We start from the raw sequence: 24,943 nt of genomic DNA, 5'->3' as shown, positions 1-24,943 counted from the left end.
GCACCAGAACTCACCGCGGGGTGGAGCAGCCCGGTAGCTCGTCAGGCTCATAACCTGAAGGTCGTCAGTTCAAATCTGGCCCCCGCAACCAAAACACACAAACCCCCGTCTCAAACAGAGGCGGGGGTTTTGCGTTCAGGCGCGACCGGGGAGAGGGCCTTGCTGCCGGAATGGCGACTGCTGCCACCCTCTGTCACGTGGGCGCGTCCAGTCCCCCGGCCACTCTGATAGAGTCTCCCTCGCGCACCGTGCCGACCGCGCTTCTTGCTGCCGGCACGCTGCAACTCAGTTGGGAGATCGACGATGACGACGCCACGCGGCACCATAAGGGTCGGCATCGGCGGCTGGGTGTTCGAGCCCTGGCGCGGCGCCTTCTATCCCGACAAATGGCCCCAGAAGCGCGAGCTCGAATATGCCGCACAGCGGCTGGGCTCGATCGAGATCAACGGGACCTATTACGGCTCGCAGAAGCCCGAGAGCTTTGCGCGCTGGCATGCAGAGACGCCCGACCACTTCGTCTTTGCCGTCAAGGGCTCGCGCTACATCACCAACCGGCGGGTGCTGGCCGAGGCCGGCGCCTCCATCGAGAGGTTCTTCGCTGGAGGGGTGATGGAGCTGAAGGAGAAGCTCGGGCCGATCAACTGGCAGTTCATGCCGACGAAACAGTTCGACCCGGACGATTTCGAGGCTTTCCTCAAGCTCCTGCCGAACACGGTCAATGGCGTCACGATCCGTCATGCGGTCGAGGTTCGCCATGACAGCTTCCGGACGCCCGATTTCATCGCGCTGTTACGCCATCACGGCGTCGCCGCGATCGTCGCTGCCGACAGCGACTACACCAAGATTGCCGATCTCACAGCGCCCTTCGTCTATGCCCGGATCATGGGCACGACCGAAGCGCAGCCGGAGGGGTATGCCCCCGCAGAACTGGACCACTGGGCGCAGCGCGCCCGGACCTGGGCCGAAGGCGCGATGCCCGGCGATCTCGAGCCAGTGGCTCCCGACCCGCCGAAGCGCCAGCCCCGCGACGTCTTCCTCTATGTCATCAGCGGCGACAAGGTCCGCAATCCGGCCGCAGCCATGGCATTGACGCAGCGGTTGGCGGCCAAAGGCTGAGTGTGGAGGCGCGACGATCCGGCTCCGGGTCGCTTACGCGCCTGGATCCTGTCCGCGGGTCTCCTGTCCGGCGAAATCCTGGCAGACATCGACCCATTCCGCATCGGTCAGCGCCGCCATCCGTTCGGGTGCGATGCGAACCGCGCTGTGGGTCGAGCCTGCCGCCGGCACGACCTCGTCGAACGCCCCGAGCGAGACGTCGCAGTACACCGGCAAGGGTGTCGCCAGCCCGAAGGGGCAGACGCCGCCGATCGGATGGCCCGTGATGGCCGCAACCTCGTCGGCGTCGAGCATGCGCGGCTTGCCGCCGAGTGCAGCCCTGGCCTTGCGGTTGTCGAGACGCGCATCGCCGCGCGCCACCACCAGCACGACGCGGTCGCCGATCCGCAGCGACAAGGTCTTGGCGATCCGCGCGGGTTCGACACCATGGGCGGCCGCGGCCTGGGCCACGGTGGCGCTGCTGTCAGGCGTCTCGATGATCGCGATGTCGGGCGCGCGCTGCGCGAAAAAGGCGCGAACGGATTCGAGACTCATCGCGCCACCCGCCGCTGACGACGCGCCAGAGGCTCCGCCCGCATTCGCCGTTGCGCCCTCGCCATCGCCGCGCCGTCCTCAGTGGCGGAAATGGCGGTGGCCGGTGAAGACCATGGCGAGGCCGGCCTCGTCGGCGGCCCTGATCACCTCGTCGTCGCGCATCGAGCCGCCGGGCTGGATCACAGCGGTCGCGCCGGCTTCGGCCGCGGCCAGCAGGCCGTCGGCGAAGGGGAAGAACGCGTCGGAGGCGACGACCGAACCCGTGGCCAGCGTCTCCGGAAGGCCTGCCGCCCTGGCGGCTTCGGCTGCCTTCCAGGCGGCGATACGGGAGGAATCGACGCGGCTCATCTGGCCGGCGCCGATGCCGACGGTGGCGCCGTCCTTCACATAGACGATCGCATTCGACTTGACGTGCTTGGCGACGCGGAAGGCGAAGCGCAGATCGGCAAGCTCGGCTTCGCTCGGCTGGCGCTTGGTCACGACCCGGAGCTCCATGTCGTCGACGACGGCATTGTCGCGCGCCTGGGCGAGGAAGCCGCCGGAGACGGTGCGCAGCGAGAGGCCGGGCGCGCGCACATCCGGCAGGCCGCCAGTCAGGAGCAGGCGCAGGTTCTTCTTGGCCGCGATCAGCGCGATCGCCTCCTCGTCGGCATCGGGCGCGATGATCACCTCGGTGAAGACCTCGACGATCTTGCGGGCGGCTTCAGCATCCAGCCTGCGGTTCAGCGCCACGATGCCGCCGAAGGCCGAGACCGGGTCGCAGGCGAGCGCGCGCTCATAGGCCTGCAGCAGCGAGGCGCCGGTTGCCACGCCGCACGGATTGGCGTGCTTGACGATGACGCAGGCGGCCGAGGTGGAGGGATCGAACTCGGCGACGCATTCGAAGGCGGCGTCAGTGTCGTTGATGTTGTTGTAGGAGAGCTGCTTGCCCTGGACCTGGCGCGCCGTCGAGACGCCGGGGCGGCTGCCGGGCGTGCGGTAGAAGGCCGCCCATTGATGCGGGTTCTCGCCGTAGCGCATCGTCTCGGCCAACTGGCCGCCGAGCGCGCGATAGGTCGGCGCGGTGTCGCCCAGTTCGTTGGCGAACCAGTTCGAGATCGCGGCGTCATAGGCCGCCGTGCGGGCATAGGCCTTCTGGGCGAGCTTGCGGCGCAGGGTCAGCGTGGTGGCGCCCTTCTGGGCCGCGAGATCGCCCAGCACGGCGGCATAGTCGGAGGCGTCGACGACCACCGCGACGTCGTTGTGGTTCTTGGCGGCGGCGCGGATCATCGCCGGCCCGCCAATGTCGATGTTCTCGATGCAGTCGTCATAGGGCTTGCCGGCCGCGACCGTCGCCTCGAAGGGGTAGAGGTTGACGACGAGCAGGTCGATCGGCGCGATGCCGTGGCCCAGCATCGAGGCTTGGTGCTCGGGATGGGAGCGGATGGCGAGCAGGCCGCCATGGACCTTGGGGTGCAGGGTCTTGACGCGCCCGTCCATCATCTCGGGAAATCCGGTGAGATCGGAGACGTCGGTGACCGGCAGCCCGGCCTCGCTGAGCGCCTTGGCGGTGCCGCCGGTCGAGACCAGCGCGATGCCGTGCGCGTGCAAGGCGCGGGCGAAGTCGATCAGCCCGGTCTTGTCGGAGACGGAAAGAAGGGCGCGTTCGACGCGGCGGAGCTCGGTCGGCATCGGGATATGTCCAGTGTGATGAGGCAGACGCGGTCTGTCGGCGGCAGTTGCGGGCGAGCTATCATGCTGCGCTGCGCAAAGCAAAGAGGCGGGCGCCTGTGACCTATGTCTCGCCGGTCGGTTCCGGCTGAGGATCGGCGCCGGGAGGGGGCGGCCTGAACCGGCCGCTCGCGGGCGCCGCAGCGCCGATCCGGCTGAAGCGCCACTGGATCTGCGGTGTCGCGACGGCATCGAACACGACGCTGAGCTGTTCGCTGCGCCGCCGGCCGTCGGCGGCCGCCAGGAAGATGCTTTCCTCGATCGACACCATCAGGCCCGAGGCCTCGAAGGCCCAGACCTCGTCATTGGGCAGTGTCAGCAGGACGCCTTTCCCCTCCTGGATCAGGCTGGGTTTGACGAGCGGGTGCAGATGGAAACGGGCGATGGCGTGCAGGGTCGCCGGCGTTTCGGTGAGCGTGATCTCGTCCTCGCCCGAGAGCGAGGCGCCGTCGCGGGCCAGCAGCAGGCGGCGGGTATGAACCGCACCCAGGCCGCGCCTGTAGCCGTCATGACTGCCGACCCATTCCTGCCCGGCCGGCGTGTCCTGGCGGGCGACGCGGACGTCGGAAGGCCCGGCGACGATTCTCATCTCGCCCAGCACCCGGCCGAAGCTGGCCGATGAGCGATCATCGAGCGTCACGGTCGAATGGGCGGCGGTGCTGCGCGCCGCCAGCCGCAACTCCGCCGAGCCGTGGCGGCTGGTGCCGCAGTTGACGATGAGACGCTGCGCGCCGCTGGAGAATTCGAAGGCGAGGCAGCCGGCATGGGCCTCGACCGAATGGGCGCCGCGCGGCGGCGCGCCGGCATCGACCATGACGATGCTGCGCTCGCCCGTCAGCCGGCTGTAGCCGGAATAGGTCGCCTGCTCGATCGGGCGGGCCCGGGCATCGTCGTAAGCGGCGAGCGTCGCCATCAGGTCCGGCGGCGTCGTGCCCATGCCGTTGAACAAGGCGAGCGCGCCGTCGCCATGCCGGAACAGCCGCAGATGCGGCATCATCCGCTCGATTCCCATCAGGACACCGCGCGGCGGCTCGATGCCGCGGGCCATGAAGGTTTCGCGCAGGGGCAACAGGTCGAGCAGCAATTCGATCAGCAGGCGGGGATTGCGGCTGAGATGGCCGCCATCGGGCAGGATCTGGTGATCGAGCTCGTCGGAGAGCGCATATTCCAGCCGCCGCCGACGCCCGTCCTGGCCGTCGAGGCAGATGGCGGCGAAGGTGACGGCGATCAGGCAGTTGAGCCGCGTCGCACCCTCGACGGCGCCCGACAGCGCCAGGTTCAGTCGGTCGGCGAGGCGGGAGACATGCCGCAGGAAGCGCTCGTAGAAGACATGGTCGGCCCCCTCGAGCAGGAGAGGCGAATGGGACAGCAGCGAGATCAGCCGTCGGGCCGCCACGGCCGGGCGGCGGGCGATCTCGCCGCGCTCGCGCTTCTTGGCGATGAAGTCCTCGACGAGCGCGCGGGCGTTGGCGCGGGCGATCGCCGTGTCGGCCGCGTGGAGGTGGCGCAGCCAGCCGAAGCCATGCAGGGCCTCGGCCCAGGCCTCGCTCGGCGGCTCGCTGTCAAAGGGCGTTTCGCCATGGGTGCGAAGGGTGCGGCCGGCAAAGGCATAATAGCCGGCATAGATGTCGCCGGCGTTGGTCGGGTCCGCGGTGCGCAGATCATGCGGTGCAAACAGCAGCCGCGTCGCCGGGTTACGGCCGAAGGGCCAGAGCCGGCGCAGGATGCCGATGCATTGGCCGCGAGTCCGCCGCGCCGCCCGTGCGATCGCGGCTTGCGCCAGACCCCTGCGCTCCGACCAGCCGTTCAATGCCCCGATACGCCCCGTACCCATTACGCCTGGTGCTGACTGCGAAAGCGAATCCCCGCTCCGTCATAGCCTGATCAGGCGGGTTGCGTAAAATCCGCTCCATCCCGAAAGGCGCGGCGTGTCGTTGCGCAGCTGGTGGGGCAGGGTGCGCAGATCGCCATTGCGGTCGATCGCTTCGCCGAGACCGCCGATTTCTGCCGCTTCGATCGGCTTTCTGACGAAGTTCGGATGGGCTTGCAGGAACGCTTCGATCTGGGCCTCGCCCTCCTGCGGCTCGAGCGAGCAGGTGCAATAGACCAGCCGTCCGCCCGGCTTCGTCAGCCGGGCCGCCGCTTCGAGCAGGCGGGCCTGGAGGGCGACGAGCTTGTCGCGGTCGTCGGGCGATTTCGTCCAGGCGACGTCGGGGTGACGGCGAATGGTGCCGGTGGCGCTGCAGGGGGCATCGAGCAGCACGGCGTCGAAAGGCTCCACCTCCCAGAGGGTCGCATCCTTGGTGACGATCTCCGCCGACAGACCGAGCCGCTCCAGATTGGCCCTGAGGCGACGCAGGCGCGGGCCGGACCGATCGACGGCGGTGACCATCGCCCCGAGCGCGGCGATCTGCGCGGTCTTGCCGCCCGGTGCGGCACAGAGATCGGCGATGCGCTCACCCGGCTGGGGCGCGAGCAGGCGCACCGGCAGCGCGGCGGCGGCGTCCTGAACCCACCAGGCGCCTTCGTCGAAGCCGGGCAGGCCGGTGATGCCCTGGCGCTCGCGCAGGCGGATCGAGCCCGTCGGCAGCAGCAGCCCGTCGAGCTTGAGCGCCCAGTCCTCGGCAGAATTCTTCACCGAGATGTCGAGCGGGGGTTCGTCGCGATGGCTGGCCGCGATGGCAGCGGCCGTGTCCTCGCCATAGCTCTCCATCCAGCTCTCGGTCAGCCATTCCGGCGTATCGAGAAACGGATCGACCGCTTCCGCCAGGATCGCCTCGCGTTCGCGGGCGAGCCGCCGCAGCAGCGCATTGCCGAGCGAGACATAGCGGGATGACCGCGCATCCTCGTGGAGGTGGCGGATGGCGAGGTCGACGGCGGCATGGTCGGGCACGTCGAGAAAGAGGATCTGGGCGGCGGCCGCCACCATGATCGGCTCGAAGGGCCCGGAATTGCGCGGGCTGCCGCGCTCGAGCCTGGCGTTGATCGCGTCCTGGATCGTGCCGAGGCGGCGAAAGGCGGTGATCGCGATGGCCCGCGCCAGCGCGCTGTCGGCGGCATCGAGATGATAGGCCGGCGCGAGCCGCTCATGCGTGTCGTCGAGCGAAAGCTTCGCCCGGAGCACCTCGTCGATGACGGCGGCGGCGAGCTTGCGGGCCGGCAGGCCCGGGGCGGGCCCGGTGCCGCTGTCGGCAGGCTCGTCCTGCCGCGCATCGTGGGGGAGATCGTCCGTTTTCAGTGCCTTCGCCACCGGATCAGCCCCAGGGCCCGGGTTCGCGGCCCGCGCCACCGCCGGCCCAGGGGCTCTGGGCCGCCTGGCTCATGAAGCCGCCGCCGCTGCGGCCGATGCCCATGGCGCGGGCCTGCTCCATCAGCGCGGCGATGCGATTGCCGGTGTCGGGATGTGTCGAAAACAGGGAATCCATGCCGCCGCCAGTCAAGGGATTGATGATGAACATATGCGCCGTAGCAGGCTTCGCCTCCGCCGTCTCGTTTGGCGTATGCGCCACGCCGCCGGCGATCTTGGCGAGCGCATCGGCCAGCCAGACCGGATTGCCGCAGATCTCGGCCCCGAGCTTGTCGGCCTCGTATTCGCGCGAGCGCGAAATCGCCATCTGGATCACCATCGCCGCCATCGGCGCCAGGATCGAGAGCAGGATCTGGACGATCATGTTGGGACGGTTCTCGCGCGAGCCGAACATCATGCCGAACGTGACCAGCGAGGAGATCGCGCCGGCCATGGTCGCGGTGATCGTCATCGTCAGCGTGTCGTGGTTCTTGATGTGGGCGAGCTCGTGGGCCATCACGCCCGCCAGCTCCTCATAGCTCAGCGTGCGCATGATGCCGGTCGTGGCCGCGACGGCGGCATTTTGCGGGTTGCGGCCGGTGGCGAAGGCGTTGGGCTGGTCCTCATCGATGAGGTAGACGCGCGGCATCGGCATGTTGGCGCGTGCCGCGAGGTCGCGCACCATGCCGTAGAGCTCCGGCGCGCTCCGCTCGTCGACCTCATGGGCGTTGTGGGCGGCGAGCGCCAGCCGGTCGGAGTTCCAGTAGCTGAACAGGTTGGTGACGGCGGCGAAGCCCAGCGCCATCAGCATGCCGCCGCTGCCGCCGAGCAGATAGCCGACCACGCCGAACAGCGCGGTGAGACCGGCCATCAGCATGCCGGTGCGGACATAGTTCATCGTCATCCCCATGGTTCACATCGACGGGCAACGCGGCGTCATGCCTCTCCCCGGATGCGGATTTGCAGCTTATGTGGTGAAGGCGATGCCGATCCTGCAAGAGAGGCTGCGACGAGAGAGGCTGTGATGATGAACGAGACCAGCGCACAGGCCGTTGCTGCCGCGGTTGCCGGAGACGCGCTCGTCAAAACCTTGTCGCCAGCCGCCGAGCGGGCCCTGGCGGAGGCGCAGGCGCGCCGCGCGGCGATCGACGCCCGCGCGGCCGAGCTTGCCGGCGCACGCGAGATCGACGGCCGCGGTGGGCTCGAGCCGGTCCGCTACAATGACTGGGAGGTCAAGGGCCTCGCCAGCGACTTCTGAAGCCGGGCTGTCCGCGCCGGTTCAGCCCCCTTCTGCTAGCCCGGCAGGAAGGCGATGCGGCCGTCGCCGTCCTGCACGGTCTCGATCGGTACGCCGTAGAGCTGTTCCAGCCGCTCCGGCGTCAGCAACGCGTCCGCCCGGCCGTTGGCGATGGCCTGCCCGTCGCGGATCATCATGACGCGGTCGGCGTGGCGCAGCGCCTGGTTGGGATCATGCGTGGTGAACAGCACGCCGAGCCCTTCCGCCGCGAGCCGCCGGATCTCCTGCATCACCCGGCCCTGATTGCCGAAATCGAGGCTCGCGGTCGGCTCGTCGAGCACGACATAGGCCGGCTCCTGCGCCAAAGCGCGGGCGATCAGCACGAGCTGGCGCTCTCCGCCGGAAATCTCCGTATAGGGCCGCTGCGCCAGCCGCGCGATGCCGAGGCGCTCCAGCATCGCGGCGGCAACAGTGTGGTCGCGCGCGGAGGGCGCCGCAAACAGCCCGGCATGGGCGCTGCGGCCCATCAGCACCACGGCCTCGACGGTGAAGGCGAACGTGCCGGCATGGGCCTGCGGGACATAGCCAAGCGCCCGCGCCCGTTCCGGCGGCGAGAGCGTGGCGAGGGGGCGGTCGTCGAGCAGCAGCGTCCCGCCGCGCGCCGGCAGCAGCCCGAGCAGGGTCTTCAGCAGCGTGGTCTTGCCGCTGCCATTGGGGCCGAGCAGGGCCAGAACCTCGCCGTGGGCAAGCGACAACGCGATGTCGCGGCCGATGACGCGCTCGCGATAGCCGTAGACCAGATCGGCGGCGGCGAGGCTCACGACCAGCCTCCGCGGGCCGAGGCGAGCAGCCAGATGAAGAAGGGCGTGCCGATCACGGCGGTGAGGATGCCGAGCGGCGTCTCGACCGGGCCTGCCGTGCGCGCCAGCGTGTCGATGACCAGCAGATAGCCGCCGCCGAGCAGGGCCGCCGTCGGCAGCAACCGGCTGAAGTCGGGCCCGACGAGGAAGCGGGCGAGATGGGGCACGACGAGCCCGACCCAGCCGATGATGCCGGCCGCGGCGACGCTCGCCGCCGTCACCAGCGTCGCGGCGACGACGATGGCCAGCCGCAACGGGCCGGTGCGCAGGCCGAGCGCGCGGGCCTCCTCCTCCGGCAGCGACATCGCGTTCATGCGCCAGCGCAACGCCATGAGCACCGCCGAGCCCGCCAGGACCGGGCCGAGCAGCGGCACGAGATCCGAGCGGTCGGTGCCGGCCAGGCTGCCGAGCAGCCAGAAGGTCATGGCCGGCAGCTGGTTGTAGGGGTCGGCCCAGTATTTGATCAGCCCGATGCCGGCGCCGAGCAGCGAGCCGACGACCACACCGGTCAGGACGAGGACGAGGACGGGGTCGCCGCGCCGGATCGTCGAGCCGACCGCATAGACGGCGCCCACCGCCAGCAGCCCGCCGGCGAAGGCCGCGAGCTGGATCGCGAAGAGCCCGAGCGAGAGATAGATGCCGAGCACGGCCCCGAGCGCGGCTCCCGAGGAGGCGCCGAGGATGTCGGGAGAGACGAGCGGGTTGCGGAACAGGCCCTGGAAGGCGGTGCCCGCCACCGCCAGCGCGGCGCCGCAGAGCAGCGCTGCCAGCACGCGCGGGCCGCGGATGTTCCAGATCACCGTCTCGACCTGCGGCGACAGGCCCGAGGGCTGGCCGCTCAGGCCCGACCAGAGGATGCGCGCGAGATCGCCAGGCGCGACCGGGAAGCGCCCGACCCCGAAGGCGAGCAGGATGGCCAGCGCCAGCAAAGCGAGCGCGATGGCGTTGCCGCGCAGGAGCGAGGGGCGCATGGGGTCAGAGCCGCCCAGACGGTGTCACGGCCATCACCCCCGCCCCGCGAGGATGCGATCGAGCTGCGGCTCGCTCGGCGTGACCTGATAGAACAGCGTGTGGAAGTCGCGCGCGATGGCGCGGATGTCTTCGGGGAAGGCTTGCGGATAGAGCAGCTTGGCCAGCCACCAGAGCCCGACCATGCGGTTGACCGAGGGCGGGAAGTCGACCCAGCCGAAGGGGATCTTGGGCGAGAGATGGACGCGGCCTGTCTTTACCGCCCGCACACTGGCCCAGGCGGGATCGCGGCGCACGCTCTCGGAGAAGGCGAGGTCGATGGTGACGATCACCTCCGGGTCCCAGGCCAGCACCTGTTCGAGCGAAACCTGCGCGAGCCCGCTTCCGGGCTGGTCGGCGACGTTGCGGGCGCCGAGGAAGGAGAGCGTCTCGACATTGATCGAGCCGCCGAGCCCCGTCTCGAGACCGCGCGGCCCGCGGGCATAGTAGACGGAGGGCCGCTGTTGCGCCGGGATGCCGGCGATGCGTCCGCGGATCGCCGGCATCGTCGTCTCGCACCAGGTCGCGAGCGTCTCGGCACGCTCGCTGCGGCCGGTCAGCCGGCCGAGGACGCGATAGCTCTCGGGGATCGCGCCGAAGCGGCCGTCGAGCAGCGCATAGGGGATGCCGGTCTGGCCCTGCACCCGCTCGGCGAGCTCGACATAGGTTCTGCCCGTCGAGCCGGAATCGACGATCAGGTCGGGCTTGAGCTGGAGCACGGCTTCGAGATTGGCGCTGTTGCCGCGTCCGGTGATGCGGCCGATCTCGGGGCGATCGCCGATGCCCGGCAGCAGGAATTCGCGCTCCTCGGGCCGGTTGGCGCGCGGCCAGCCCAGCAGCAAATCGGGCGCGAGCGTGTAGAGCTGGATCGCGGCAGGCGGCCCGGCGGGAAAGACGCGCGTCACGGTGGCGGGGACGGCGACGTCCCTGCCTGCGCCATCTCGCACCGTCGCCGCCTGCGCCGCGCGGGGCCACGCCGCGAGCGCGGCGAGGCCGGTCAGCAGGGCGCGGCGGTCAGGACGGGGCATGGCCGGGCTCCGGTCTCGCGCTGTGCAGGCAGCGATGCGGCTTGATGTCGAGCAGCGGCGTGCCGTCGAGGCAGTCGAGCCCGCGCACCAGCAGCGCGCCGTCCTCGACGCCCAGCAGCCGCACACGCGACAGCGCGATCGGGTTGGGCCGCACGGGGGAGCGCAGCGCAAAAGTGCCGAGCGGCGCGCCGCCCCGCGGCGTCTGGGTGACGAGGTCGCGCCGTGCCTGATGCATCCAGTAGAGCAGGTCGAGCCAGGCGAAGCCCTCGATGCCGGCGAGCGCGGCCTGCCAGGGGTCGTCGATCTCTGCGCGGCAGACCGGGCCGTTCTCGGCGTCCCCCTGCCGCGGGCACTGGTTGCGCGTGGTGAAGGGCGTGCGCAGGCGGCCGATGAAGACGAGATGCGCGTCCCGCCGGTCGGGCAAGGGCGCGCTGGTTTCGCCCGGTCGCGTCGCCTGCCAGTCCATGGGTGTCTCCGGTCAGCCGCCTTCGCGCGGGAGCGTCGGCGCGGCGAAGCCGTGCCGGGCCAGGATCGCCTGGCCCTCCTGCGCGAGGATGAACATGGCGAGGCGCCCCGCATTTGGCGAGGCCCCGTTCATGACGGTGAGCCCGTATTCGGCGCCCACCGCCAGCTCCGGCGGCAGCCTGACGAGGCGGATCCCGGTCTGCTCCTTCGCGATCGGCGCCGCATTGGTGCAATAGGCGAGGAAGATGTCGGCCGTGCCGTTGGCAAGGTTGTGACCGTAGACATTGAGCCCGTCCGGCGCCGGCGCGCTGCCCGGCCCACCGGTGAGCTGCAGAGCCTTCGCTTCCAGCGCCGCCCGGGCGCCGGGTTTCACCGTCTCGGCCCGCGCGAACACCTGGAAGGCATAGTCGCCTGACGGGTCGGCGCGCGGGGTCGAGGTGCCCAGCTTGAGGTTCGCGTCGAGCATGCGCTCCAGCAGCGTCTCCGATGTCGCGGCGACGCCGGGACGGACGAAGGCGCAGAGTTCATTGCGGGCGAAGAGCACGACCGCGCCGCTGCGCCCCTCCCTCGCCAGAGCGCGGGGGTTGCCTAGATCGGCGGATGCGAAGACCTCCGCCGCCTCGCCCTTGGCGATGCGCTCGCGCAGCAGGCCCGAGGCGCCGAAGGCCGGCTTCACGGCAAGGCCGCTCTGGGCGGTGAAGGCCTGAGTCACCTCGGTGAGCGCGGCCCGCAGGCTGCCGGCCGCATGCAGGAGGACGGGCTCCTGCGCGCGGGCGGCGGAGCTCGCGGCGAGGCCGCCCATCAGGAGCAGGCCTGCAAGAAGGCTGTGGCGCATGGGATCACGCGCCCGCCTGCGTCGCATTCGGGAAGAACAGCTGCTGCCCTTCGATCTTGTAGTCGGCGATCGCCTTCTGCCCCTCGGGGCCGACCAGCCAGTTCACGAAGGCCTGCCCGTCATTGATCTTCACATGCGGGTGCTTGGCCGGGTTCACCGCGATGACGCCATACTGGTTGAACAGGCGACGGTCGCCCTCGACCGCAATCGTGAGGTCGCCACGGTTCTTGAAGGAGATCCAGGTGCCGCGGTCGGCCAGCACATAGGCGCCCATGCCGCCGGCGGTGTTGAGCGCCGCACCCATGCCCTGGCCGATCTCGCGGTACCAGGCGCCCTTCTTGGCGGCGAGATCGACGCCCGCGACCTTCCAGAGCGCGAGTTCGGCCGAATGCGTGCCCGACTTGTCGCCACGCGAGACGAAGGGTGCGCCCTTCTCGGCGATCTTCACCAGCGCGGCGGCGATGTCCTTGGTGCCACTGATGCCGGCCGGGTCGGCCTTCGGGCCGATCAGCACGAAGTCGTTGTACATCACCGGCTTGCGCTCGAGCCCGAAGCCCTCGGCGACGAATTTCTCTTCCTGCGCCTTGGCATGGACGAAGACGACGTCGGCATCGCCGCGCCGGCCGGTGTCGAGCGCCTGGCCCGTGCCCTGCGAGACGACGCGGACCTCGATGCCGGTCTTCGCCTTGAATAGCGGCAGGATGTGGCCAAACAGGCCGGAATCCTGGGTCGAGGTGGTCGAAGAGACCGTGATGAAGCGGGTACCAGTCGCGGCCGGGGTCGAGGCGGCCGGCGGCGTCGCGGTCGTGGTCTGGGCTAGCGCGAGGCCGGTCAGGGCGGCGCTGAAGCCCGTGGCGAGGAGCAGGCGTCGGGTCGTGGTCATGGTCGTCTCCTTGGGGTTCTTGTGGGTCATGGCAGGGGTCACCAGATCAGCTCTCCGGCGAGGAAGGCGCGCGCCTCGGGGGAGGCCGGGCCGGCGAAGAAGTCGGCGGCCGGCGCATTCGCGATCAGCCGGCCGCGATGCAGGAACAGGACGCGCGAGGCCAGCCGCCGCGCCTGGCCGAGATCATGCGTCGACATCAGCACCGTGATGCCCTCGGCCACCAGGCCGGAGAGCAGTTCCTCGATCTGGCGGGTGGCGGCGGGGTCGAGCTGCGAGGTCGGCTCGTCCAGGAAGAGCAGTTCGGGCCGCAGGGCCCAGGCGCGGGCGATAGCGAGCCGCTGCTGCTCGCCACCGGAGAGCAGCCGCGCCGCCTGGCCGGCGCGCTCGCTGAGGCCGAAGCGTTCGAGCGCGGTGCGGCAGCGCTCGCGACGTTCGGGACCGGCGACACCCGCCGCCGCCAGCGCGTGCAGCACATTCGCCTCGACCGAGCGGCGCAGCATAATCGGCTTCTGGAAAACCATGGCGTGGCGCCGGTTGCGCCCCTCCGCGCCGCGCGCCCAGGCGATCCTGCCCTCGCTCGGCGTCAGCAGGCCGTGGCAGAGCCGCAGCGTCAGCGACTTGCCGGCTCCGTTGGGGCCGAGAATCACGGTCAGCCCGCCGGCCGGAAGCTGGAAGCTGATGCCGTCGACCAGCCGGCGCCCGTCGCCATGGAAGGCGACGGCGCGGACGTCGAGCGGCAGGATCGAGGCGAGGTCACGCATGAAGCTCACCCGGCATAACGTGCGCCGATCCGGCTGGCGCCGAAGGCAACCGCATTGATGGCGAGCGTCAGGGCGATCAGGACGAGGCCGAGTCCGAGCGCCAGCGGGAGGTCGCCCTTGGAGGTTTCGAGCGTGATCGCCGTGGTCATGGTGCGGGTGTAGCCGGCGATGTTGCCGCCGACGATCAGCACGGCGCCGACCTCGGCGCTGGCGCGGCCGAAGCCGGCGAGCAGGGCGGTGGCCAGCGCGAAGCGGCCGTCGAAGAGCAGGGTCGGGATGGCGCGGACGCCTTCCAGCCCGACCGAGCGCAGATGGTCGCGATACTCGCCCCAGAGATCCTCGACGGTCTGGCGGGTCAGCGCGATGACGATCGGCAGCACGAGGAGGACCTGCGCCAGGATCATCGCCGTCGGCGTGAACAGCAGCCCGAGCGGCCCGAGCGGGCCCGAGCGCGAGAGCAGCAGGAAGACGACGAGGCCGGCGACGACGGGCGGAAGGCCCATCAGCGCATTGAGACAGACGATCACCGCGGAGCGGCCGCGGAAGCGCGCCAGGGCCAGTGCGGCGCCCAGCGGCAGGCCGATCAGAGCCGCGATCAGCACCGCCGTCAGCGTGACCCGCAGCGACAGGCCGACAATCGCGAGGAACGCCGGATCAAGCCCGACGATCAGGGCGAAGGCGGCCGAAAAGATCGCTCCGAAGTCCAAGCTGGCCCGCTCCCTGGTTATTGGTTCCCTGCAAAGACTTGTCTTTCTTAGAATTCAATGCGACCAAATGCCAACAGGGGAACCAACGCAGGTCAATGCATGTCAGTGCAGGATCAGATCTATCTGACGACTGAGGAGGCTGCGGGTTACCTCCGGCTGAAGGAGCGCAAGCTCTACGACCTCGTCGCCAGCGGCGCCGTGCCCTGCACCAAGGTCAGCGGCAAATGGCTGTTTCCGCGCGCCGCGCTCGACCGCTGGCTCGAGGCGGGGCTCTCCCGGCCGGAAGGGATGCAACCGGTATCGCCTCCGCCGATCATCGGCGGCAGCCAGGATTCCCTGCTCGAGGTGGCGGTACGCGATTCCGCCTGCGGGCTGGCCCTGCTGGCCGAAGGCTCACAAGCCGGGCTCGACCGGCTGGTGCGCGGCGAGGTCGCGATCGCGGCCATCCATCTCCATGCCACGCCCGACGATGACGGCGCCAATCCGGCGGCCGTGATGGCGGAATCAGGACTCCACGATGCCGTGGTGATCGGCTTCGCGCGCCGCGAGCAGGGTCTGCTGGTTGCGCCCGGCAATCCGCTGGGCCTGTCCGGCCTGGCGTCGGCGGTCACCCAGCAGGCACGGTTCGCGCAGCGCCAGGCAGGCGCGGGCGCGCAACTCCTCCTGAACAGCCTGGTCGAGCGCGAGGCGCTGACCGCGACGGCGATGGTCCTCACGGAGGGGATCTGTGCCACGGGCCAGGATCTCGCGCTCGCCATCCGCACCGGTCGCGCCGATTGCGGCGTCGCCTCGCGCGCCATCGCGACCGCATTCGGCCTCGAATTCCTGCCGCTGGTCTGGGAGCATGTCGATCTGGTGATGCGCCGCCGGAGCTATTTCGAGCCGGCCGCTCAGAGCCTGCTGGGCTGGATGCGCGGCACGGCGATGGCCGCCCGGGCGCGCGAGCTCGGCGGCTACGATCTGTCCAGCAGCGGGGCGGTGCGGCTCAACCGTTGACGCGTCTTTGCCGGCGCAAGACGCGTCCGCGCGTCAGGTCAGGTCAGGGCGCCGCGCCCCGCAATCGGCCAGAGCGCCTCGACATGGGCATCCGCCGTGTGCAGGCCGCGCACGCAGACATACCAGTCGTGCAGGTTCACGGTGGGGTCGCAATGGCCCGGCACCAGCAGGATCCGGTCGCCGCGATGGGGCATGGCGATGGGGTCGCCCGTCAGCACGCCATGCTCGTCGGAGGGCTTGGTGTAGACGATGCCCTCGCGCCGATAGGGTGTCGGCATGCCGGAATCGACCGCGGCCGCCTTGTGGCCGGCATCGACGATGGCCCGGTCGGGCACCGGCTTGCTCATCACCCCCGCCAGAACGAAGAGGGCGTGCTCGAAGGTGCGGAACGGCGTGCCGTCGGCGGTGCGGTTGCGGGCATAATCGGCGTCCATGAAGATGTAGGACCCCGCCTGGATCTCGTTCCAGATGCCCGACTGGCTCTCGATATCGAAGGTGCCGGTGCCGGCGCCGCCGACAACGGCACAGTTCAGGCCGGCCTGCGTCAGCCGCTCGATCGTGTTGCGGGTGCCGAGCGCCGCGCGCTCGATCGCCTCGCGGCGCTCGTCGATCGAGCGCATGTGCTGGGCGGTGCCGTGATAGGCCTGAAGGCCCCCGAAGCGCAGCGAGTTGCTGCGCGAAATGGCTTCCGCCAGCCTCACCGCCGTCTCGCCCGGCGCGACGCCGCAGCGGCGGCCACCGACATCGATCTCGACCAGCACGTCGAGGACCACGTCCTGACGCGCGGCGGCCTCGGCAGCCTCGCGCACCCCGTCGAGATGATCGACGCAGAGCCCGATCTTCGCCTGGCGGGCGAGCTTCGCCAGCCGGTCGAGCTTGGCTGCGCCCGCGATCTCGTTGCTGACGAGCACGTCCGTGACACCGCCCTCGACCAGGATCTCCGCCTCCGAGACCTTCTGGACGCACTGGCCGACCGCGCCATGGGCGATCTGGCGCAGCGCGATCTCCGGACTCTTGTGGGTTTTGGCGTGGGGCCGCAGCCGGACGCCATGTCCCTGCGTATAGGCCGCCATGGTGACGAGATTGCGCTCGAAGGCGTCGAGATCGAGGATCAGGGCGGGGGTGTCGATCTCGTTGAAGCTCTGGCCGGCCTGGGCCGGCGGATGCAAGGGCATGGTCTGTCGCGCTTTCCTGAATCGGTCGCCACCATGGGACGCCAGCTTCTTGTCCGGGGCAAGGCCCGACAGCGCCGGTAGCGCTCCCGCCACCGCCATGATAGGTCGCGCGCCATGAAGATAGGCCGCGTCACCGACGACACCTTCGCGCTTCTCCTCCGCGTCTGGCGCGAGCAGGTCAAAGCCTATCTGCCGCAGATGGCGATGATCCTCGGCCTCGTCGTGGTGATCGCGGCGACGACGAGCTTCTACCCGCTGCTGATCAAGGCGGCGTTCGATGCCTTCGCCGACCCGATGACGGCGGAGGCGACCGGCTTCGTCCGCCGCATGGAGCGGCTGGTCTCCAAGTCGCTCGGCATCGAGATCGGCGTGGTCAACGCGGTTGCAGTCGTCGTCGTCATCGTCACGGCGGTGAAGGGGTTTTCGCTGCTGGCCCAGACTGTGATGACCAACAGCGTCGTCAGCCGCATCGAGGCGGACATGCAGACGGCGCTCTATTCGCATCTGATCCGCGCCGATCTGGCGCAGCTGCATCGCGAAAACCCGGCCTCGCTGACACAGCGCTTCACCACCGATTTCACCTTCGTCAAGGAGGCGCTGACCCGGCTGATCAACATTGCGGTGCGCGACGTGCTCACCGCGGTCGCGCTGGTGGGCGCGATGTTCTGGATCGACTGGCAGATGACGCTGGTCGTTATGCTGATCGCGCCCATCGTCGCGCATCCGATCGGCAAGATCGGCCGGAAGCTGCGCCGCATGGCGACCTCGCAGCAGGAGCAGACCGGGCTGATGGCGAGCCTCGTCACCGAGAGCCTGCAGGGCGCGCGCGTCGCCAAGACCGACACGCTCGAGCCCTATCTCGAGCGGCGCGCGGCAACCGCCTTCGAGACCATCCGGGCGCTCAAGATGAAAGCCGCCAATGCGCGCGGCCGGCTCGATCCGCTGCTCGAGGTCGGCGGCGGAATGGCGGTCGCGGGCGTGCTGGCGGCGATCGGCGTGCGCATCACCGGCGGCGGTTCGACGGTCGGCGATTTCACCGGCTATGTCTCGGCACTTCTGCTGGCGGCGCAGCCGCTGCGCTCGCTGGGCAACCTCAACGCCATCGTCCAGGAGGCCGGCGCGTCGCTGAAGCGCTATTATGCTCTGCTCGACGAGAAGCCGCAGATCGTCGAGCCTGCGGACGCCCGGCCGCTGCAGGTCGGCCCGGGCGAGGTCGCCTTCCGCCAGCTGCGCTTCCGCTATCGCGACGATGCGCGCGCGCTGGAGGGCATCGACCTCGTGGCGCAGGGCGGCAGGACCACGGCGCTGGTCGGCCGTTCGGGATCGGGGAAATCGACGCTGCTGGCGCTGGTGCCGCGGCTCTACGACCCGACCGCGGGCCGGGTCGAGATCGACGGGCAGGATCTGCGCGGGCTGACACTGACCTCGCTGCGCGCCCAAATTGGCGTCGTCAGCCAGGATGTCGTGCTGTTCGACGACACTGTGCGCGCCAACATCGCCTTCGGGCGGCCCGGCGCCAGCGACGCGGAGATCGTCGCCGCCGCCAAGGACGCCGCCGCTCATGACTTCATCATGGCGATGCCGGAGGGCTATGCTTCCTCCGTCGGCGAGCGCGGCCAGAAGCTGTCGGGCGGTGAGCGCCAGCGCATCGCGATCGCGCGCGCCATCCTCAAGGATGCGCCGATCCTGCTGCTCGACGAGGCGACGAGCGCGCTGGATGCGGAATCCGAGCGGCTGGTGCAGCAGGCGCTTGGCCGGTTGATGAAGAACCGGACCACGCTGGTCATCGCCCACCGGCTCTCGACCGTGCGGGAGGCCGATCTGATCGTCGTTCTCGAAGAGGGCAGGATCGTCGAGACCGGCAGCCATGAGGCGCTGCTGGCGCGCGAGGGCGCCTATGCGCGGCTTCACCGGCTGCAATTCATCGAGGATTGAGCGCCGGGCTGCGCCGCCGCGGCTGATGTCGTGCGTTTGTCATCAAATCCTCATCGGCCGCGCGGATTCTGCCGTCATGGCTGATTCGATCCACCGGCTGCATGCCGCCATCCTTGGCGCCCGCTCGCTCGACCCGGCCTTGTCGCGCACCGCGAGGCTGGCAGGCGAAGGCTTGCCGAAAATGGCCAAGAAGCTGGCCGAGGAGGCGTTCGAGGTCGGGCTCGAGGCGGTGCAGGGCGACCGCCAGCGGACGATCCTCGAAAGCGCCGATCTGATCTACAATCTCGTGGTCCTCTGGAGCGAGATGGGGATCGCGCCGGAGGATGTCTGGCGCGAGATGGACCGCCGCGAGCAACTCTACGGCATCGCCGAGAAGCTGCCCAAGAGCCGGGGGAAAGCCCTCGCGCGCCGGGCGACGTCGGCGCTGCCGCTGCTCGCGCTCAAGGGCTGAGGCGCAGGGCGCCTTCGCAAGGCCCCGGAGTGCGCCGCGATCGGGCGCAGGCGTGCTGACGGCGAGGCCCGGGCAAAACTTTCCGGAGCCGGCGACATTGAGGGTTGCCAAGACGGGGGAGAGCGGCTAAATCCGCCGACATCGGGCGACAGGCAAACGCCGTGGCCCCGATACGCGCCCGTAGCTCAGCTGGATAGAGCATCAGACTACGAATCTGAGGGTCAGAGGTTCGAATCCTTTCGGGCGCGCCATTTTTTTCGATCGATCAGTGACACTCCCGCACAGAGCCGCCTTTGGCGGCCTGAGGTCGGGTTCAGGCGGCCTCGGTCTTCGGCTGGTCTTCATGGGTCAGGCGGGTCAGAGAGGCGCCCGCGCGTCGCGCGCGCCTCGACCGATGAAGCGGCTTTGACGGTGTCTCAGTTCCAGCCGGCTTCCTGCTCGCAGGCGCGGCGTGCGTTCGGATTGGCCTTTTCCCACTGGGTGATCGATCGCGTTTCGCCGTCGCTCATCTTGTTGTTCATGCAGGTGCAATAGGTCGCCACGACCGCGGTGCTCACCTTGGCGGCCTGGTTGTCGTTCAGGCACTGGGCCACCCATTTGCGGTCGTCGGCGCTCTGCGAATGGGCGGCCGAGGCCAAGCAAAGGCTGCCGCCGAGAAGCAGCGTAAGAATCTTGATATTCATGATGATTCCTTAGGTTCAACGCCGTTCCATCACGACGCTGCGCGCTATTTCACTTGCTTCTGCTCTTCGTCAACGGCCGTTCCTCGGGCGTGTCGAAGAATTCAAAAATAGTCACTCTGGGCGGTGTGGCCCGGAGGTTCCGGAATCCGTGTGAAGCCGGAATATGTACTGCGACAACAGGGCGACTGCTTTGATGCGTGGTGGCTTGACCTGTTTTTGCGCGAGCGGCCGTCAGCCCGGGAGCGCAGGGCGTCGCGCTTCCCTATCGTCATGATCCAGTGGATGATGGCTTGGTCGGCTGGGGGATTGATTGCTTTCGCCCCTCGGAGGAGGGCAAGAACAGCCGGGCGGATTCTCGCGGCGAAGGGGATGCCCTGACCGATGGACCGGCCGTGATCGGGAACGTGAGATGATGACACGCGCGGAACTCTCATCTCGGCTGGAGCGAGCCTTCCTCGATCACGGCTACGAGCACATCACCATGACCGGCCTCGCCAAGGCGATCGATGTCACCCGCAGGACGCTGTACAATCACATCAGCGGCAAGGAGGATGCGTTCCGTCTCCTGATCGAGGACGTCAACCACAGGGCCGTCGAGCAGGGCATGGCCGCCGGCCGCGCCGCACTTGCCGAGGGCAGCGATGTCGTGACGATCGTCGCGACCATTCTCGATACCCGCTACGGCCATACCCGCCGCCGCCTCGCGAGTTCGCCCCATGCGGTCGAACTGAACGATCAGGCGTTCCGTCGCTGCCGCGATCTGATGATCGCGTCCGCCGTTTCCTTCCAGTCGCAACTGGCTGATTTTCTCGTCGAACTCCAGGCGGCGAACCGGCTGCAGCTCAAACCCGGCATCTCCGCAGACGAGGTCGCGCAGCTTCTCGCCGATGGCGCGCGCGGGACCAATCAGAGCCTCCCCCCGATCGCCCCCGACCAGATCCATCTGCGGTACCGGGCCATGGTCGGTGCCTTGCTGCACGGCTTGCTGGAAACCCGGAGCTGATCTGCAAGCCAGCGGCGGACGCTGTGGCGTGGCCATCCGGCGCGAGCCTGACGTCGCATAAGACCGCTGATCCGCGCACCATTTCTTGTGTTGCTCTGGATTGGGTCCTGTGTTCAAGGCGTGGCTGCAGAGGGTGCCGTTCCGGGGGGGTCGGATGCCGACGTTGGATGCGCGGGTCGCAGACATGCTGGCCGATCCGCGATTTGCCGGGCTGGTCCATCGTCTCGCCGGCGGATTTCTGGAGGTCCAGAATGTCGCGCCGCGGCTGGTTTCGCAGTTTGCGGCCCAGCAGCGCTGCCTGATCTCGCATGCGGTACTCGGCGCCTATTTCCGCGGCCTCCGCAGCGGCAAGCCCGGCTTCACCCAACGGGATTTCGTCGATCTCGCGCTCGATCACGGCCTGTCCAGCCGCAACACGGCCGCGGCCTTCTTCGCGGAGGCGCTGCATTACGGGATCATCCAGCCGGTGAGGCCCGGCAGCGGCCGCGGCGGTCCGGCCGAGCCGGCCGCAGCCACGCTCTGGGGCCTGAGCGAATGGTACAAGCTGCATCTGTCTGCGATCGACGGCCTCGATGGCGGTGACCGGGCGACGCGCCTGCAGGCCGACGGCGCAACGCTCTTGGCCAGGCTTCAGCCCGCCGTGGCGGAGCGCTTCCTGGCCAACGCCGTGATCCGGACCCCGCCGGCAACCTATCGGATCTTCGCCTCGGTCGACGAGGGCAGCAGCCTGATGGACCGGCTCATCACCGGTGTCGATGTCGCCACCGCGCGGGATGAGGAGCGGGCCCTCACGGATGTGACCTCGGTTTCGGCCCTGGCGCGCCCGTTCAACATCTCGCGGACGCATGCCGGCCGCATCCTCGCCGCCGCCATCGAGAGCGGCGCGATCGGCTGGAGCGGCCTTCCCGGGCGGTCGCGGCTTTGGCTCTCGCGTGCGTTCCGGGAGGATTTTGCCCGCGTGCAGGCGACGAAGCTCGCGGCCATCGAAGCAGCCTTTCGGGAAGCGACGGAAACGCAGATCGAGCCCCGCGCCATGGCCCATCCCAACATTACCGCGACCGGCATGGCGGATTGTTCCGCCCACCCGCGTCCCTGAACGACCGGGAGAGGACAGGCGGCAAGCGACGGCGTCAGCCAACGGGCCGCTGCGGCCGCACCTTCAATTTCACATATTGCTCTAAACTGCGCCATGTGTTCTAGGGCCACTGAAAGCTACGCCTTGCCGGGGGATGCCGACATTGGACGCGCGGGTCGCAGAGATACTGGCCAATCCGCGATTTGCCGGGTTGGTCCACCGTCTGGCGGGCGGGTTTCTGGCGGTCCAGAACCTTGCACCGCGTCTGGCGTCCCAGTTCTCGTCCCAGCAGCGCTGCCTGATCTCGCATGCGACGCTCGGGGCCTATTTCCGTGGGCTGCGCAACGGCAAGGCCGGCCTCACCCGCCGCGACGTCGTCGATCTTGCGCTCGCCCACGGTCTGTCGAGCCGCAACACGGCGGCCGCCTCCTTCGCCGAGGCGCTGCATTACGGCATCATCCAGCCGGTGAGGCGCGACAGCGCGCGCGGCGAGCTGGTCGAGCCGGCGGCAGCCACGCTGTGGGGCCTGAGCGAGTGGTACCGGCTGCATCTTGCGGTGATCGACGGCCTTGATGGAGGCAGCCGTGCCCCCCGCATGCAGGCGGATGGCGCAGCGCTCGTGGCCGATCTCGAACCCGCCGTCGCGGACCGTTTCCTCGCTTGCCCCCTGATCCGCACGCCACCCGCGACCTATGCGGTTTTCGCCTCGGTCGATGAAGGCGGGAACCTGATGGACCGGCTGATCGCCGGTCTCGACATCACCACCGCCGATCACGAGGACAGGGCCCTGACCGACGTGACCTCGGTTTCGGCGCTGGCACGCCCGTTCAACATCTCCCGTACGCATACGGGCCGCATCCTCGCCGCCGCCATCGAGATTGGTGCAATCGGATGGAGCGGCCAGCCCGGGCGTTCGCGGCTCTGGCTCTCGCGCGCATTCCGTGGCGATTATGCTCGCTTCCAGGCCGCCAAACTCGCAATCATCGACGAAGCCTTTCGTGAAACGACAGACGCCCCGATCCCAAGCCTCGCCACCGCCATCGTCGCCGCCAGCGCCATGGCCGAGGGGTGGGGCAGTCCCGCCCCTTGAGCGACCGAGCGAGGCCGAACGGGACGCCTCGCCCGCAGCCGATGCGACGGTCGCAGCACGCCTCGACGCCCTGCCGTTCGGCCGCATGCGGCTGGCGATATTCGCCGTCCTGACGCTGGCGCTCTTCGCCGACATCGCCGAGGTCGCGCTGGGCAACGCGCTGGGAGCCGTCTTCCAGGCTCCGCCGCGCAGGATGACGCAGACCGAATTGTCGCTGTTTCTCGCCGCCATCTTCGCAGGCGGTGCCGTCGGAGCCCCTGTCTTCGGGAGGTTGGGAGACCGGGCCGGCCGGCGCCTGTCGCTGCAGGCTGCGCTCCTCTTCGTCGCGATCGGGTCTCTGGGCGCAGCGGCCAGCCAGAGTCCTTCGACCCTGATCGGCTTCCGTTTCCTCTCCGGGCTCGGCATCGGGGCGTGCCCGCCTCTGATCGCGGCCTATCTGGCCGATGTCATGCCGCCGCGCCGACGCGGGACGATGATCTTCCTCTGTGCCGGGCTCGCCTTCATCGGCGCTCCCGCAATCATCTTCCTGATGCGCGCGACCTCGCCGACATGGCTGGAGATCGAGGGCTGGCGCTGGGCACTGGGCTCGGGCGCCATTCTGGCCGCGCTCGCTGCGGCGCTGCTCGCGCTGCTGCCCGAATCGCCGCGCTGGCTGGCCGCGGCCGGCCGCCACGCCGAAGCGGAGGCCGCCTTGCGACGCTTCGGGAGATCCGGCGCGCGCTGCGTGATGCCGCTCCAGCCCGCGCCCGATGCACCGGCTCCGGCCACAGAACCCGACCCGTCGCGAGGACAGCCGCGACCCATGCTGTTCCTGTGCAGTGTCTACGCCCTCGCGCCCTGGGCAACGATCGGATTCCCCCTGATGAGCGGAGCGGTGATGGTGGAGAAGGGCTTCAGCATCGCCGATTCCGTGGTTGCAGCCGGCCTGATCATGATCGGGCCGATCCTCGGAAACCTGCTCGTCGCGCCTGTGATCGACCGGATCGAACGTCGCGTCTGCCTGATCGCCGTTGCCTGCGCGATGGCCCTGATGGGGCTCGCTTTCGCGATGGCCGAGGATTTCGCCGTCCTCATCGGAATCGGCATCGCCTTCGCCTTCTGCAGCGCCGTCTATGCCAGCGTGCTCGGCGTCTACGCCGCGGAGATCGTGCCGACGCAGACGCGCGCTTCGGTGACGTCGCTGGCCTGGGGGCTCGGGCGCCTGGTCTCGGTTTTCGTTCCTCTCGCCTTCTTCGCCCTGCTCAGCAAGCTCGGCGTCTGGGGCATGTTCGGGCCGATCGCGCTGGCCCTCGGGCTCAGTGCGATCCTGATCGCCGCCGCGGGTCCGCGAGGTCGATCGCGGCTCGCCGTGGCCTGAGCGCGGCGCTTTGTGCCCGGTGCAGCCTGCTGCGCTGCACAGTGACCATTTTTGACTCCCATATTGCACAGTCTGCACGGTTTTGAGAAATCAACCGTCCGGGCGCGCTGATCGCCGCCTTCGCGAAGCATGGGCAAGGAGCAGGGTTTTGGATCGCACTCGTGTCGGCTTGGTGCTGATGGCCCTGGCTCCCCTGGTCTCCACCAGCCTCGCCCAGACCCAGGCGCCGGCGCCGAGACCGGGCGCTACCGCGGCGCCTGCCGCTCCGGCTTCCCAGCCTGTCCCGACCGAGCCGAGCGTCACCACCGCGAGTTTTGGCGACTGGACGCTGCGCTGCCAGCGCGTTGGCGAGAACGGCAAGGCGTCGCGGATCTGCGAGGTCGCACAGTCGATGCAGGCACAAGGCCAGCAAACTCCGATCGCTCAGGTCGCGCTGGGCCGCCTGACTGCCGGAGAACCCTTGCGTGTCACGGCGGTGATGCCGGTCAGTGTGTCGTTCCCCAGCGGCGTCCAAATCATCATGGCTGACAAGGACGCCAAGCCGGTGGAATTGGGGTGGCGGCGCTGCATTCCGGCGGGATGCTTTGCCGATGCGGCTGTCGGCGACGAGGTGCTGCGGCAATGGCGCCGTGCCAGCGAGGCTGGGCGCATCGTGTTCAAGGACGCGGCCGGGCGCGACGTGGCGCTGCCGCTGTCGCCCCGCGGGCTCGACCCGGCCCTCGACGCGCTCGCGAAAGAGAAGCTCTGA

Annotated in this window: 25 protein-coding genes and 2 tRNA genes; 12 read left to right on the top strand and 15 right to left on the bottom strand. The window is 69.3% G+C overall.

What is annotated here, in order from left to right; genetic code table 11:
- Window positions 1–14 precede the first annotated feature (14 nt).
- Together Q8S38_RS11240 and Q8S38_RS11235 are read left to right on the top strand one after the other, a co-directional pair.
- Window positions 15–91, top strand: a tRNA-Met gene (locus tag Q8S38_RS11240).
- 212 nt (window positions 92–303) lie between these two features.
- Complete coding sequence (locus Q8S38_RS11235) at window positions 304–1,116, top strand: DUF72 domain-containing protein (RefSeq protein WP_305680494.1); 813 nt, start codon at window positions 304–306, stop codon at window positions 1,114–1,116.
- 33 nt (window positions 1,117–1,149) lie between these two features.
- Here Q8S38_RS11235 and Q8S38_RS11230 read toward each other — a convergent pair whose 3' ends face one another.
- From Q8S38_RS11230 to htpX, 5 genes are all read right to left on the bottom strand, one after another.
- Window positions 1,150–1,650, bottom strand: a complete 501-nt coding sequence (locus Q8S38_RS11230) for a YbaK/EbsC family protein (RefSeq protein WP_305680493.1) — start codon at window positions 1,648–1,650, stop codon at window positions 1,150–1,152.
- A 78-nt stretch (window positions 1,651–1,728) separates the two neighbouring features.
- Window positions 1,729–3,321 carry a bifunctional phosphoribosylaminoimidazolecarboxamide formyltransferase/IMP cyclohydrolase gene (gene purH / locus Q8S38_RS11225; protein WP_305680492.1) on the bottom strand — a complete coding sequence of 531 codons (1,593 nt, stop codon included), beginning with the start codon at window positions 3,319–3,321 and terminating at the stop codon, window positions 1,729–1,731.
- Between the two features lie 103 nt (window positions 3,322–3,424).
- Window positions 3,425–5,194 (bottom strand): heparinase II/III family protein, encoded by a 1,770-nt coding sequence (locus Q8S38_RS11220; RefSeq protein ID WP_305680491.1) that lies wholly within the window; start codon window positions 5,192–5,194, stop codon window positions 3,425–3,427.
- A gap of 39 nt (window positions 5,195–5,233) precedes the next feature.
- Entirely contained in the window at window positions 5,234–6,610 is a 1,377-nt protein-coding gene (locus tag Q8S38_RS11215; protein ID WP_305680490.1) for an RsmB/NOP family class I SAM-dependent RNA methyltransferase, read from the bottom strand.
- A 4-nt stretch (window positions 6,611–6,614) separates the two neighbouring features.
- Window positions 6,615–7,544 (bottom strand): zinc metalloprotease HtpX, encoded by a 930-nt coding sequence (gene htpX, locus Q8S38_RS11210; RefSeq protein WP_305680520.1) that lies wholly within the window; start codon window positions 7,542–7,544, stop codon window positions 6,615–6,617.
- Window positions 7,545–7,673: 129 nt separating this feature from the next.
- Here htpX and Q8S38_RS11205 point away from each other — a divergent pair, with 129 nt between their 5' ends.
- On the top strand, window positions 7,674–7,904 hold the full coding sequence (locus Q8S38_RS11205; protein WP_371125869.1) for a DUF1674 domain-containing protein: 231 nt from the start codon (window positions 7,674–7,676) through the stop codon (window positions 7,902–7,904).
- Between the two features lie 35 nt (window positions 7,905–7,939).
- Here the strand turns inward: Q8S38_RS11205 and Q8S38_RS11200 are convergent, their stop codons facing one another.
- From Q8S38_RS11200 to Q8S38_RS11165, 8 genes are read right to left on the bottom strand one after another with little or no spacing between them, the layout of a single operon-like run.
- Window positions 7,940–8,704 (bottom strand): ABC transporter ATP-binding protein, encoded by a 765-nt coding sequence (locus Q8S38_RS11200; protein WP_305680488.1) that lies wholly within the window; start codon window positions 8,702–8,704, stop codon window positions 7,940–7,942.
- Complete coding sequence (locus Q8S38_RS11195) at window positions 8,701–9,714, bottom strand: FecCD family ABC transporter permease (protein WP_305680487.1); 1,014 nt, start codon at window positions 9,712–9,714, stop codon at window positions 8,701–8,703. Before Q8S38_RS11195 ends, Q8S38_RS11200 begins: the two co-directional genes overlap by 4 nt.
- Before the next feature lie 33 nt (window positions 9,715–9,747).
- Window positions 9,748–10,779 (bottom strand): iron ABC transporter substrate-binding protein, encoded by a 1,032-nt coding sequence (locus Q8S38_RS11190; protein WP_305680486.1) that lies wholly within the window; start codon window positions 10,777–10,779, stop codon window positions 9,748–9,750.
- Window positions 10,766–11,245: a tRNA (N6-threonylcarbamoyladenosine(37)-N6)-methyltransferase TrmO gene (tsaA, locus tag Q8S38_RS11185; protein WP_305680485.1), complete on the bottom strand. Its 480-nt coding sequence runs from the start codon at window positions 11,243–11,245 to the stop codon at window positions 10,766–10,768. Before tsaA ends, Q8S38_RS11190 begins: the two co-directional genes overlap by 14 nt.
- A 12-nt stretch (window positions 11,246–11,257) precedes the next feature.
- Window positions 11,258–12,079: a molybdate ABC transporter substrate-binding protein gene (locus Q8S38_RS11180; protein ID WP_305680484.1), complete on the bottom strand. Its 822-nt coding sequence runs from the start codon at window positions 12,077–12,079 to the stop codon at window positions 11,258–11,260.
- 4 nt (window positions 12,080–12,083) lie between these two features.
- Window positions 12,084–12,962 (bottom strand): ABC transporter substrate-binding protein, encoded by an 879-nt coding sequence (locus Q8S38_RS11175; protein WP_305680483.1) that lies wholly within the window; start codon window positions 12,960–12,962, stop codon window positions 12,084–12,086.
- 38 nt (window positions 12,963–13,000) lie between these two features.
- The gene (locus Q8S38_RS11170) at window positions 13,001–13,723 is read right to left on the bottom strand and encodes an ATP-binding cassette domain-containing protein (RefSeq protein ID WP_305680482.1); all 723 of its coding nucleotides are present in this window, start codon (window positions 13,721–13,723) and stop codon (window positions 13,001–13,003) included.
- 5 nt (window positions 13,724–13,728) lie between these two features.
- A complete protein-coding gene (locus Q8S38_RS11165) occupies window positions 13,729–14,430 on the bottom strand; it encodes an ABC transporter permease (RefSeq protein ID WP_371125866.1) in 702 nt (233 codons plus the stop codon).
- Window positions 14,431–14,529: 99 nt separating this feature from the next.
- Between Q8S38_RS11165 and Q8S38_RS11160 the strand changes: the two genes are divergently transcribed.
- A complete protein-coding gene (locus tag Q8S38_RS11160) occupies window positions 14,530–15,426 on the top strand; it encodes a helix-turn-helix transcriptional regulator (protein WP_305680481.1) in 897 nt (298 codons plus the stop codon).
- A gap of 38 nt (window positions 15,427–15,464) precedes the next feature.
- Here Q8S38_RS11160 and Q8S38_RS11155 read toward each other — a convergent pair whose 3' ends face one another.
- Window positions 15,465–16,601, bottom strand: coding sequence for a DSD1 family PLP-dependent enzyme (locus Q8S38_RS11155; RefSeq protein ID WP_305680480.1), 1,137 nt, complete (start codon window positions 16,599–16,601; stop codon window positions 15,465–15,467).
- 114 nt (window positions 16,602–16,715) lie between these two features.
- On the opposite strand from Q8S38_RS11155, the gene Q8S38_RS11150 reads away from it, so the two are divergent.
- The 3 genes from Q8S38_RS11150 to Q8S38_RS11140 all read left to right on the top strand — a co-directional run bounded on the left by Q8S38_RS11150 (window position 16,716) and on the right by Q8S38_RS11140 (window position 19,238).
- Entirely contained in the window at window positions 16,716–18,536 is a 1,821-nt protein-coding gene (locus Q8S38_RS11150) for an ABC transporter ATP-binding protein (protein WP_305680479.1), read from the top strand.
- Between the two features lie 76 nt (window positions 18,537–18,612).
- On the top strand, window positions 18,613–18,987 hold the full coding sequence (hisE, locus tag Q8S38_RS11145; protein WP_305680478.1) for a phosphoribosyl-ATP diphosphatase: 375 nt from the start codon (window positions 18,613–18,615) through the stop codon (window positions 18,985–18,987).
- A 174-nt stretch (window positions 18,988–19,161) separates the two neighbouring features.
- Window positions 19,162–19,238, top strand: a tRNA-Arg gene (locus tag Q8S38_RS11140).
- Between the two features lie 165 nt (window positions 19,239–19,403).
- On the opposite strand, the gene Q8S38_RS11135 is transcribed toward Q8S38_RS11140, so the two are convergent.
- Complete coding sequence (locus Q8S38_RS11135) at window positions 19,404–19,670, bottom strand: hypothetical protein (RefSeq protein WP_305680477.1); 267 nt, start codon at window positions 19,668–19,670, stop codon at window positions 19,404–19,406.
- A 409-nt stretch (window positions 19,671–20,079) separates the two neighbouring features.
- Between Q8S38_RS11135 and Q8S38_RS11130 the strand changes: the two genes are divergently transcribed.
- The 5 genes from Q8S38_RS11130 (at window position 20,080) to Q8S38_RS11110 (ending at window position 24,943) form a co-directional block, all read left to right on the top strand.
- Window positions 20,080–20,673 (top strand): TetR/AcrR family transcriptional regulator, encoded by a 594-nt coding sequence (locus Q8S38_RS11130; protein WP_371125868.1) that lies wholly within the window; start codon window positions 20,080–20,082, stop codon window positions 20,671–20,673.
- Window positions 20,674–20,827: 154 nt separating this feature from the next.
- Window positions 20,828–21,769, top strand: coding sequence for a hypothetical protein (locus Q8S38_RS11125; protein WP_305680476.1), 942 nt, complete (start codon window positions 20,828–20,830; stop codon window positions 21,767–21,769).
- 190 nt (window positions 21,770–21,959) lie between these two features.
- Window positions 21,960–22,838 carry a hypothetical protein gene (locus tag Q8S38_RS11120; protein ID WP_305680475.1) on the top strand — a complete coding sequence of 293 codons (879 nt, stop codon included), beginning with the start codon at window positions 21,960–21,962 and terminating at the stop codon, window positions 22,836–22,838.
- Between the two features lie 85 nt (window positions 22,839–22,923).
- Window positions 22,924–24,195 (top strand): MFS transporter, encoded by a 1,272-nt coding sequence (locus tag Q8S38_RS11115; protein WP_305680474.1) that lies wholly within the window; start codon window positions 22,924–22,926, stop codon window positions 24,193–24,195.
- A gap of 178 nt (window positions 24,196–24,373) precedes the next feature.
- Window positions 24,374–24,943 (top strand): invasion associated locus B family protein, encoded by a 570-nt coding sequence (locus Q8S38_RS11110; RefSeq protein WP_305680517.1) that lies wholly within the window; start codon window positions 24,374–24,376, stop codon window positions 24,941–24,943.

Origin of the sequence: Allobosea sp. (genome assembly GCF_030695125.1) — a bacterium.
Lineage (GTDB): Bacteria > Pseudomonadota > Alphaproteobacteria > Rhizobiales > Beijerinckiaceae > Allobosea.
Note: the sequence above shows the minus strand (reverse complement) of the source record. Positions and strands in the feature narration are given on the sequence as shown.

Excerpts from the sequence above, each read along its gene's own strand:
- Q8S38_RS11230 (WP_305680493.1), bottom strand. The coding sequence starts at position 1,650 with ATGAGTCTCGAATCCGTTCGCGCCTTTTTCGCGCAGCGCGCGCCCGAC.
- Q8S38_RS11125 (WP_305680476.1), top strand. The coding sequence starts at position 20,828 with ATGCCGACGTTGGATGCGCGGGTCGCAGACATGCTGGCCGATCCGCGA.
- Q8S38_RS11195 (WP_305680487.1), bottom strand. The coding sequence starts at position 9,714 with ATGCGCCCCTCGCTCCTGCGCGGCAACGCCATCGCGCTCGCTTTGCTG.
- Q8S38_RS11110 (WP_305680517.1), top strand. The coding sequence starts at position 24,374 with ATGGCCCTGGCTCCCCTGGTCTCCACCAGCCTCGCCCAGACCCAGGCG.
- hisE (WP_305680478.1), top strand. The coding sequence starts at position 18,613 with ATGGCTGATTCGATCCACCGGCTGCATGCCGCCATCCTTGGCGCCCGC.
- Q8S38_RS11190 (WP_305680486.1), bottom strand. The coding sequence starts at position 10,779 with ATGCCCCGTCCTGACCGCCGCGCCCTGCTGACCGGCCTCGCCGCGCTC.
- Q8S38_RS11130 (WP_371125868.1), top strand. The coding sequence starts at position 20,080 with ATGATGACACGCGCGGAACTCTCATCTCGGCTGGAGCGAGCCTTCCTC.
- Q8S38_RS11205 (WP_371125869.1), top strand. The coding sequence starts at position 7,674 with ATGAACGAGACCAGCGCACAGGCCGTTGCTGCCGCGGTTGCCGGAGAC.
- Q8S38_RS11150 (WP_305680479.1), top strand. The coding sequence starts at position 16,716 with ATGAAGATAGGCCGCGTCACCGACGACACCTTCGCGCTTCTCCTCCGC.
- Q8S38_RS11170 (WP_305680482.1), bottom strand. The coding sequence starts at position 13,723 with ATGCGTGACCTCGCCTCGATCCTGCCGCTCGACGTCCGCGCCGTCGCC.
- Q8S38_RS11175 (WP_305680483.1), bottom strand. The coding sequence starts at position 12,962 with ATGACCACGACCCGACGCCTGCTCCTCGCCACGGGCTTCAGCGCCGCC.
- purH (WP_305680492.1), bottom strand. The coding sequence starts at position 3,321 with ATGCCGACCGAGCTCCGCCGCGTCGAACGCGCCCTTCTTTCCGTCTCC.
- Q8S38_RS11220 (WP_305680491.1), bottom strand. The coding sequence starts at position 5,194 with ATGGGTACGGGGCGTATCGGGGCATTGAACGGCTGGTCGGAGCGCAGG.
- Q8S38_RS11135 (WP_305680477.1), bottom strand. The coding sequence starts at position 19,670 with ATGAATATCAAGATTCTTACGCTGCTTCTCGGCGGCAGCCTTTGCTTG.
- Q8S38_RS11180 (WP_305680484.1), bottom strand. The coding sequence starts at position 12,079 with ATGCGCCACAGCCTTCTTGCAGGCCTGCTCCTGATGGGCGGCCTCGCC.
- Q8S38_RS11155 (WP_305680480.1), bottom strand. The coding sequence starts at position 16,601 with ATGCCCTTGCATCCGCCGGCCCAGGCCGGCCAGAGCTTCAACGAGATC.
- tsaA (WP_305680485.1), bottom strand. The coding sequence starts at position 11,245 with ATGGACTGGCAGGCGACGCGACCGGGCGAAACCAGCGCGCCCTTGCCC.
- htpX (WP_305680520.1), bottom strand. The coding sequence starts at position 7,544 with ATGAACTATGTCCGCACCGGCATGCTGATGGCCGGTCTCACCGCGCTG.
- Q8S38_RS11235 (WP_305680494.1), top strand. The coding sequence starts at position 304 with ATGACGACGCCACGCGGCACCATAAGGGTCGGCATCGGCGGCTGGGTG.
- Q8S38_RS11160 (WP_305680481.1), top strand. The coding sequence starts at position 14,530 with ATGTCAGTGCAGGATCAGATCTATCTGACGACTGAGGAGGCTGCGGGT.
- Q8S38_RS11115 (WP_305680474.1), top strand. The coding sequence starts at position 22,924 with ATGCGGCTGGCGATATTCGCCGTCCTGACGCTGGCGCTCTTCGCCGAC.